9 protein-coding genes are annotated in these 8,454 nt (G+C 62.8%); 5 read left to right on the forward strand and 4 right to left on the reverse strand.

Annotation, left to right across the window (positions count from 1 at the left end):
- The 5 genes from dxs to AC5E6N_RS21645 all read left to right on the forward strand — a co-directional run.
- Nucleotides 1-1,246, forward strand: a 1,246-nt coding sequence (dxs, locus tag AC5E6N_RS21625; RefSeq protein WP_491749752.1) for a 1-deoxy-D-xylulose-5-phosphate synthase, incomplete at its 5' end; no start/stop codon positions are given.
- A gap of 44 nt (nt 1,247-1,290) precedes the next feature.
- Complete coding sequence (locus AC5E6N_RS21630; RefSeq protein ID WP_491749753.1) at nt 1,291-1,596, forward strand: hypothetical protein; 306 nt, start codon at nt 1,291-1,293, stop codon at nt 1,594-1,596.
- 11 nt (nt 1,597-1,607) lie between these two features.
- Nucleotides 1,608-2,513, forward strand: coding sequence for a bestrophin family protein (locus tag AC5E6N_RS21635; RefSeq protein ID WP_491749754.1), 906 nt, complete (start codon nt 1,608-1,610; stop codon nt 2,511-2,513).
- Between the two features lie 55 nt (nt 2,514-2,568).
- Nucleotides 2,569-3,333: a TlyA family RNA methyltransferase gene (locus tag AC5E6N_RS21640; protein WP_491749755.1), complete on the forward strand. Its 765-nt coding sequence runs from the start codon at nt 2,569-2,571 to the stop codon at nt 3,331-3,333.
- Nucleotides 3,330-4,571 (forward strand): class I SAM-dependent RNA methyltransferase, encoded by a 1,242-nt coding sequence (locus AC5E6N_RS21645; protein WP_491749756.1) that lies wholly within the window; start codon nt 3,330-3,332, stop codon nt 4,569-4,571. The genes AC5E6N_RS21640 and AC5E6N_RS21645 overlap by 4 nt, the downstream gene beginning before the upstream one ends.
- A gap of 6 nt (nt 4,572-4,577) precedes the next feature.
- Here AC5E6N_RS21645 and AC5E6N_RS21650 read toward each other — a convergent pair whose 3' ends face one another.
- The 4 genes from AC5E6N_RS21650 to AC5E6N_RS21665 form a co-directional block, all read right to left on the reverse strand.
- Nucleotides 4,578-5,348 carry a crotonase/enoyl-CoA hydratase family protein gene (locus AC5E6N_RS21650; protein WP_491749757.1) on the reverse strand — a complete coding sequence of 257 codons (771 nt, stop codon included), beginning with the start codon at nt 5,346-5,348 and terminating at the stop codon, nt 4,578-4,580.
- A gap of 36 nt (nt 5,349-5,384) precedes the next feature.
- Nucleotides 5,385-7,175, reverse strand: a complete 1,791-nt coding sequence (locus tag AC5E6N_RS21655; RefSeq protein WP_491749758.1) for an acyl-CoA dehydrogenase family protein — start codon at nt 7,173-7,175, stop codon at nt 5,385-5,387.
- A 353-nt stretch (nt 7,176-7,528) separates the two neighbouring features.
- Nucleotides 7,529-7,852 carry a helix-turn-helix domain-containing protein gene (locus tag AC5E6N_RS21660; RefSeq protein WP_491749759.1) on the reverse strand — a complete coding sequence of 108 codons (324 nt, stop codon included), beginning with the start codon at nt 7,850-7,852 and terminating at the stop codon, nt 7,529-7,531.
- Nucleotides 7,853-7,896: 44 nt separating this feature from the next.
- The coding region (locus AC5E6N_RS21665; protein WP_491749760.1) for a tetratricopeptide repeat protein at nt 7,897-8,454 on the reverse strand (558 nt) is incomplete at its 5' end.

Genomic DNA, 8,454 nt, shown 5'->3' on the forward strand with positions numbered 1-8,454 from the left:
GGAACATGCGCGTGGCTATGTGACGGGCGGAACGCTGTTCGAGGAGATGGGATTCTACCACATTGGCCCCATCGACGGTCACAGTTTCGATCATCTGCTGCCGGTGCTGCGCAATGTGCGCGACAACGCGCAGGGCCCGGTGCTGATCCATGTGGTCACGCAAAAGGGCAAGGGTTATGCGCCGGCGGAAGCCGCGGCCGACAAATATCACGGCGTGTCCAAGTTCGACGTCATCACCGGGACGCAGGCCAAGGCGCCGCCGAATGCGCCGAGCTACACAAAAGTCTTCGCCGACGCGCTGATCACCGAAGCCGACCATGACGACAAGATCGTCGGCATAACCGCCGCCATGCCGTCAGGCACGGGCCTCGACACGTTCATGCAGGTTCATCCGGACCGCTGTTTCGACGTCGGCATTGCGGAACAACATGCGGTGACATTTGCCGCCGGCCTTGCCTCGGAGGGTTACAAACCCTTTGCGGCCATCTATTCGACCTTCCTGCAGCGTGCCTACGACCAGGTGGTCCACGATGTCGCCATTCAGGGCCTGCCGGTCCGCTTTCCGATCGACCGCGCCGGCTTTGTCGGCGCCGACGGTCCGACCCATGCCGGATCCTTCGACACGGCCTATCTTGCGACCCTGCCCGGCTTCGTCGTCATGGCCGCGGCGGACGAGGCGGAACTCAAACACATGGTCCGCACCGCCGCCGCCTATGGCGGCGGACCGATCGCGTTCCGCTATCCGCGCGGCGAAGGCGTCGGCGTCGATCTGCCCGAGCGCGGCTCGGTGCTGGAGATCGGCAAGGGGCGAATGGTCAAGGATGGCGGCAAGATTGCGATCCTGTCATATGGAACGCGCCTTGCCGAGTGCATGCTCGCCGCGGAGGACCTCGATGCGGCCGGGCTGCCGGCCACGGTCGCGGATGCCCGTTTTGCAAAGCCCCTCGACCGCGACCTTATCCGGCAACTGGCGCAGCACCATGAGGTTCTGATCACCGTCGAAGAAGGGTCTGTCGGCGGCTTCGGCTCGCATGTCATGCAGTTCCTGTCCCATGAGGGACTGCTTGAGAGCGGCCTGAAGTTCAGGCCGCTGATCATGCCCGATCATTTCATGGAGCAGGCAAAGCCCGAAGCCATGTACGCCCATGCGGGGCTCGACCGCCGCGGCATTGTCGAAACGGCCTTCAGGGCGCTCGGCGCCGAGGACCTTATCGCAAGTATCCGCGCATCGGGCGCACCACGCTGAAACCCCGCCGCCGAACGGCCTTCTTCTGTTTTCTGTTCTCCTGGGTGGAACTGATCCTCGCCAATGCGCTGACGACCGTGGAGGCCAAGCCGGCCGGCGTTGTCATGCGGCCTGCCTCGCCGCTCGGCGGCGTTCATATCGGCATATCCGCCGCCGCCAGCGTGCTTATGCTCCTGCCCGGCATCGCTCTCGTATGGGCCCCGCGGCGGCACCTTGCCCGCGGTTTCTCGCTTGGACGGATTTCCTGGAGCAGACCGCAGGCAAAGCGGATGATTGTGGTTGTGCGGAACCGTAACAAAGCGATATGTGTGCCTGACGAAGCGATGCCCCCGCTTTTCACCAGGACATAAAGGAATAACCGATGATCGTCATGGAACAGCCATCCGCGTTGCGGCTGTTTGTCGTCATGCAGGGGTCGGTCGTGCCGCGCATTATCGGCAAGATCATCGGCGTCGCATTGCTCTCCGCCCTGATCCTGCTGGTGGATCTGCACCTGGTCCGCCTGCCGCATGTGTCGATCGCCGCCATGGGTGTTTTCGGAATTGCGCTGTCGCTGTTTCTGGGCTTTCGCAACAATGCCGCCTATGACCGCTGGTGGGAGGCGCGGCAGCTCTGGGGCTCGATCATTGGCGACGTACGAAGCCTCGCCCGGCACCTGGAGATCTTCGCGCATCTCAAGGCGGAGCGCGAACACATCCTCTGCGAGACGGCCGCCTTTGCGCATCTGCTTCGCGGCAGCCTGCGCGGCGATGACGTCGGCAACGTCGTCAAAGACTGGGCCGGCGAAGAACCGGCGGGCAGGTTCATGTCGAAGAAAAATCCGCCCGATGCGGCGCTGAGGTCGATTGGCGCGCGGATCGGGGCATCCGGGCATGGCGCTACGGATAACGGTTTCGCTCAAATGACCATCGCACAGACACTCTCGGCGCTGGGCATGGCGCAGGCCGGCTGCGAGCGCATTGCCACAACGCCCCTGCCCTTCGTCTATTCGCTGCTGGTGCGGCGCACCACCTATCTCTATTGCTTCCTCTTACCCTTCGCGCTGATCGAATCGACCGGTTGGTTCACACCGGTCTTCGCTGCGGTCGTCGCCTATGTTTTCTTCGGCCTTCAGGCCGTCACCAACGAACTGGAGCGCCCGTTCGCCAATGTGCAGAACGGTCTGCCGCTCGATGCGATGTGCCGGGTGATCGACATTTCGGTCGCCGAAGCGCTCGGCCGCGAACCGCCCGAGCCGCTGGCGCCGAAGAACAGCGTGCTGTCCTGAACACCGGCTCTCATAAATGACTTGCCTCGCGTCCGTACAGCCGTCATGACAGGCCATGAACAGGGCAGGCAAATCCAGCGCACAAAAGCTCCGGCTTGACGTTCTTCTCAGCGAGAACGGACATTTCGACACCCGCGCGCGGGCGCGTGACGCCGTGTTGCGCGGCGCCGTGGAGGTGGACGGCGCCGTCTGCACCAAGCCCGGCATCAGGCTCGGCCGCGACGCGGCGATCCGGGTTGCGGACCCCGCCGGCGGCTATGTTTCGCGCGCGGCGCTCAAGCTGATTGCCGGTCTTGATCATTTCGGTTTCGATCCCGAGGGGCGCAATGCGCTCGATATCGGCGCCTCGACCGGCGGCTTCTCGCAGGTCCTTCTCGAACGCGGCGCCGCCCATGTGACGGCCATCGATGTGGGGCATGGCCAGCTTCACCCTTCGCTTGCGGAGGATGAACGCCTTTCAAACCTGGAGGGCATCAATGCGCGCAACCTGAGCCGGGAAGCGATCGGCGACAGGCCGGTTGAGGCGGTGGTGAGCGATGTGAGCTTCATATCGCTGAAACTGGCCCTGCCGCCGGCCCTTTCCATGGCGGAGACGACAAGCTTTTGCGTGCTTCTCGTCAAGCCCCAATTCGAGGCCGGAAAGGACGCGCTCGGCAAAGGCGGGATACTCAAGGACCCCGATCTTGGCCGCAGGATTGCCGGCGATCTGTCTGAATGGCTTGACGCCCAGCCCGGCTGGCACAGCCGTGGCATCTGTCCGTCACCGATCAGCGGCGCGGACGGCAACCGGGAGTTCCTGCTGGGAGGTGTTCGCGCTTGAGCAGTCTCACGGTCACGATCGAAAGCATCGGCGCGCAGGGCGACGGGATCGCCACGGTCGGCGCGAAGCCGGTCTATGTGGGCTTCGGCCTGCCGGGCGAGACGGTGACGATCGAGCCGGACGGGCCTAAAGGGCGGCTTGTGACGATCGACATAGCTTCAAAGGAGCGCGTTGAACCGCCCTGCCGGCACTTCGGGCCGCAGGGCGATCGCTGCGGCGGCTGCACGTTGCAGCATTTCGAAACCGGCGCCTATCGCCGCTGGAAATCCGGCCTTGTCGCAAGCGCTCTGGCGGCGCGCGGCATCGATGCGGATATTTCGGACATGATCCCCTGTGCGCCGGGCGAGCGCCGGCGCGCCGTCTTTGCGGCCCGGGCGATCAGGGGCCGGACCCTTTTCGGCTTCCACGAGGCCGGCACGCACCGTATCGTCGACATCGCCGATTGCAGCGTTCTCAGCGGCAGGATTGTCGGCGCGCTGGCGGATCTCAGGATGCTGGCGGGGCTCTTTGCAGGCGCCGGCAAACCGGTACGGATGACGGTTCTTGAAACCCTGACCGGTCTCGACGTCGCGGTGACAGGAGTTTCAAAACTGCCGGAGAAACAGCGCCGGCAGGCGATCGACATGGCGTTGGGTCATGGCTTTGCCCGCCTCTGTCTCGGCGCGGAGACCCTGATCGAGGCGCGCAGACCGACGCTGCAGTTCGCCGGCATCGACGTTGTTGCGCCGCCGGGCGGCTTTGTTCAGGCAAGCCTCAGAGCGCAGGAACGGATGATCGCGATCGTCACAGCCCATTTGGAGGGAGCGAAAACCGTCGCGGACCTTTTTTGCGGCAGCGGCACGTTCAGCCTGGCGCTGGCGCGCCAGTCGGCGGTTGTGGCCGTGGAAAACAGTGCCCCTGCCCTTGCGGCGCTGGACTATGCGGCACGCCACACGCGAGGGCTGAAGCCTTTGCGCAGCGAACGCCGCGATCTGTTCAGGCGCCCCATGATGGCGGCGGAACTGAAGAAGACCGACGCAGTGGTGTTCGACCCGCCGCGTGCCGGAGCCCAGGCTCAAGCAAGAGAGCTGGCCGCCTCCAAGGTCGAAAAGATTGCCGCCGTCTCATGCAACCCGGCGACGCTGGCGCGCGATCTTCGCATTCTCGTTGACGGCGGCTTCCGTCTGCGGTCGGTCACACCGATCGACCAGTTCTTATGGTCGCCGCATGTCGAGGCGATCGCCCTGCTTGAACGCTAAGTTTCGTCAGGCGCTTTTCTTGCGTGCAAGAAATGCCTCAAAGGCCGCACGCGCTTCGGGCGAAGTCAGCCGCTCACCGAAAAGCGCCAATTCCTCTTCGATCCGCGCAACGAGATCCGTCCGGTCGCCCCGGCGCAGAAGATCGCGGGCGATCTGCATGGCCTGCGGCGGCTTCGATGCGATATCAGCCGCGGCGGCGAGCGTCGCGCTCTCAAGCTCGGCTTCGGGAACCACCTTGTAGATCAGTCCGGCATCGCGGGCCTCTTCGCCGGAGAAGCCGACACCGGCGGCCAACATGGCAAAGGCCTGCTGGTGTCCCATCACCATCGGGCCCAGCAGGCTTGAACCGGCCTCCGGCAGCAGGGCGAGATCGACAAAAGGCGTTCTGAACTCGGAACGCGGCGAAGCGAAGGTCAGATCGCAATGGAAATGCATGGTCGTGCCGATTCCAATGGCAAGGCCGTCGACGCCCGACACCATGGGCTTCTTGACCGTCGCGAGGGCTTTCAAAAACTGACCGACATCGCCCTCACCGATGCGGCCGTTGACGGCGTAGGACAGAAAGTCCTGCATGTCGTTTCCGGCAGTAAAACATCCTTGCGTGCCGAGGAACACATGGGCGCACACATCATCGTCGGCATCGCCCGAACGCATGGCCTCGACCATGAGCCTGTACATGTCCTGGGTCAGCGCGTTCATCTTGTCCGGGCGGTTAAACCGGATGATCTGAACCCCGGGCAGATCGTCCGGCCGTTCAACGATAATATGGTCGCTCAAAACACTCTCCTGTTGGCTCATTCCCGGATATCTATTTCAGCCAAGCGCGCTGCGCGCCTGTTCAAGGCTGGAGGCACCCTCGGTCACCGCTTCCCTCAGCGCCGAGGTTTCTCCAAGAAGGTTCTCGGCAAAGAAACGGCAAACGGCGATGCGTGCGGCATCGCCATCGGCCGGCGTCTCGACCAGGGCGCCCTTGGCAAGGTATACGGCCCCGGACGCAAGCCCGAACAGCCGCAGATAGGGCGTCGCACCGGCCAGCGCTTCCTTCACCCGCCCGTCCTGCAGCGACTGGAGCAGCCAGTTGGTGGCCGCTTCAAGATCCGCCAGGGCTGTGTCCAACCGGTCGGCCGTCATGCCGAAACCGGGATTGTTCTTGCCGCCGACTTCCGCCGCAACCTCCTTGAGTTCGGCGATGTAGCCCTTGACGTGTTCGCCGCCGGACTGCGGCAGCTTGCGCGTCACCAGATCGATCGCCTGGATGCCGTTGGTGCCCTCGTAGATCGGCGAGATACGGGCGTCACGCAGAAGCCGCGCGGCGCCGGTCTCTTCGATAAAGCCCATGCCGCCATGCACCTGAACGCCCATCGATGCCGCCTCAACGCCGATATCGGTGGAAAAGGCCTTGGCGATCGGCGTCAGAAGGTTTGCGCGCTCGCGCCAGAAATTGGCTTTGTCGCCCTCGCCGCGCTGTTCGGCGCCGTTGGCCATGTCGATCGCATGGGCGCAGCAATAGGAGATCGCCCGGCTCGCTTGCGCCAGCGATTTCATGGTCAGGAGGCTGCGCTGGATATCGGGATGTTCGATGATCGGGCTCATGCCCTTGCCCTGCCAGCCGGGGGCCTTGCCCTGGGTGCGCTCATTGGCATAGTCCAGCGCCTTCTGATAGGCGGCCTCGGCCACCGCGACGCCCTGGATGCCGACGTTCAGGCGGGCATTGTTCATCATGGTGAACATGCAGGCGAGACCGCGATTCTCCTCGCCCACGAGCCAGCCGACGGCGCCCGGCGTATCGCCGAAACGGCCGTCGCCGTAGATCATCGTACAGGTGGGTGAACCGTGAATGCCGAGCTTGTGCTCGACGCTGTGGCAGAAAAGATCGTTGCGGATATCCGGATTGCCATCGGCGTCCGGAATGAACTTCGGAACCAGGAACAGGGAAATCCCCCGGGTTCCGGGTGGTGCGTCCGGCAGGCGTGCGAGCACGAGATGAATGATATTGTCGGAAAAGTCATGCTCGCCATAGGTGATGAAGATCTTCTGGCCGAAGATCCGGTAGGTTCCGTCTCCCACCGGTTCGGCCCGGGTCTTCAGCACGCCGAGATCGGAGCCCGCATGCGGCTCCGTCAGGTTCATGGTTCCGGTCCACACACCCGAGATCAGCTTTTCCAGATAGATATCCTTCAGCGCATCGTCGGCATGCGCTTCGATCGCCTCCACGGCACCCATGGTCAGGAGCGAACACAGGCTGAAAGCCATGGAACTGCCGTTCCACATTTCGTTGGCCGCGACCGACAACATCGTGGGAAGGCCCTGCCCGCCATAATCGGGCGAGCCGGTCAGGCTGTTCCAGCCGCCGGCGATCCAGTTCCGGTAGAGGTCTGCCCAGCCGGCCGGTGTCGTAACGACGGCATTGGCAAGCGGCGTGCCCTTCTCGCCCTCTTCGGCAAGCGGCGCGATCTCCTCGGAGGCAAAGCGGCCCGCTTCGGACAGGATGGCATCCACCAGATCGCCGGACAGATCTTCGAACTGCTCTGCATCCAGGGCCTCCTGGAGGCCGGCGACATATTTGAGCGTGAATGCGATCTCGTCGACAGGTGCGCGGTACATGCCGATCATTCCTCCCCTTTCATCTCCAGCCCGGATTTTTCAAAGTATTGGGTGCATCGGCCCCAGGAATCTGAGAAACCTTTTTTGCAACAAACAGTTACCAGTTTCAAGGACGGGGTCTGATGCAAACACACTGTATCTGTGAACAATTCGAATTTGAAGGCTTCGACGGGCGTAAATGTGAAGCGGCGGGCTGTGCGTCATGGGATGGAGGCGCGCGGACTGAGCGAGCGTCGGGCGTGCCGGCTGGCAAAGTTGGACTGTTCCACGTTCCAGTATCGCAAGCGGCCAGACAACGATCGGGATCTGAGGCGTCGGCTACGTGAACTGGCCAATGAGCGGCGCCGGTTCGGCTACCGAAGGATGCGGGCCACTGTTGCCCGTGACAGGCCGGTCTCAGCGGCGATCCGGTCATAGATGCGCTTGTCGCGGCGCAACGCCACAACCCGCGCCTCGATTGCGGCCGATGTGCGTGATGGACTGGAAAGCGGGCGCGAGGAAGCACCCTTGAGGCCACAAAGGCCAAACTGGCGGTAGCGCTGACGCCATTTGTAGACCGTGCGCACGCTGACCCCCATGGCGCCAGCCACGTCGCAAGCATGTTCTCCAGGCTCAAGGCGGCCGATCAATATCTCTCGACCTTTCGGTGTCAAACGGGCATTGTTGTGAATGTTCATTCGGTCCCTCTCCTGATCACTGATCGTTTTGCAACTTCAGCTTTTCAGATCGGGATCAAGGGAACAGTCTCGTGAGAAATCACATCTATAACAGGTAAAGCAATCATGTCCGGCGCGATGGGGTTTCCGGCCTTCGCGGCTTCCTCCCACAAGTCGATCGCCTTGATTTTGTCCTGGCGTACACCTCCTTCACCGTTGTAATAACAGAGGCCCAGTACGACCATCGCGCCGGTGTGTCCACGAGCCGCGGCTTTCTGCCACAAGTCGATCGCCTTGGCTTGGTCCTGGCGTAGACAACCGGTACCTAAGAAATACCAGATGCCCGCGTAGACCATCTCGGGGGGTTTTCCACGAGCCGCCAATACCTGCCACAAGACGACTTTCATGTCTTTGTCCAGTTCTACGGCTCTCTGCCACAAGTCGATTGCCTTGTCTTCGTCCTCGCGTACACCTCCTTCACCGTGGTAATAACAGAGGCCCAGTACGGCCATCGCGTAGGGGTCTCCGGCCTCCACCTTTTCCTCTAACAAATAGACGGGCGTATCCTCCTTCCAACGGCCTTTCAGTAACTCCAACGAATCCTTGATTCTGCCGTCCAGATC

It is taken from the genome of Hoeflea sp., assembly GCF_984452065.1.

Excerpts from the sequence above, each read along its gene's own strand:
- AC5E6N_RS21640 (WP_491749755.1), top strand. The coding sequence starts at position 2,569 with ATGAACAGGGCAGGCAAATCCAGCGCACAAAAGCTCCGGCTTGACGTT.
- AC5E6N_RS21635 (WP_491749754.1), top strand. The coding sequence starts at position 1,608 with ATGATCGTCATGGAACAGCCATCCGCGTTGCGGCTGTTTGTCGTCATG.
- AC5E6N_RS21660 (WP_491749759.1), bottom strand. The coding sequence starts at position 7,852 with ATGAACATTCACAACAATGCCCGTTTGACACCGAAAGGTCGAGAGATA.
- AC5E6N_RS21655 (WP_491749758.1), bottom strand. The coding sequence starts at position 7,175 with ATGTACCGCGCACCTGTCGACGAGATCGCATTCACGCTCAAATATGTC.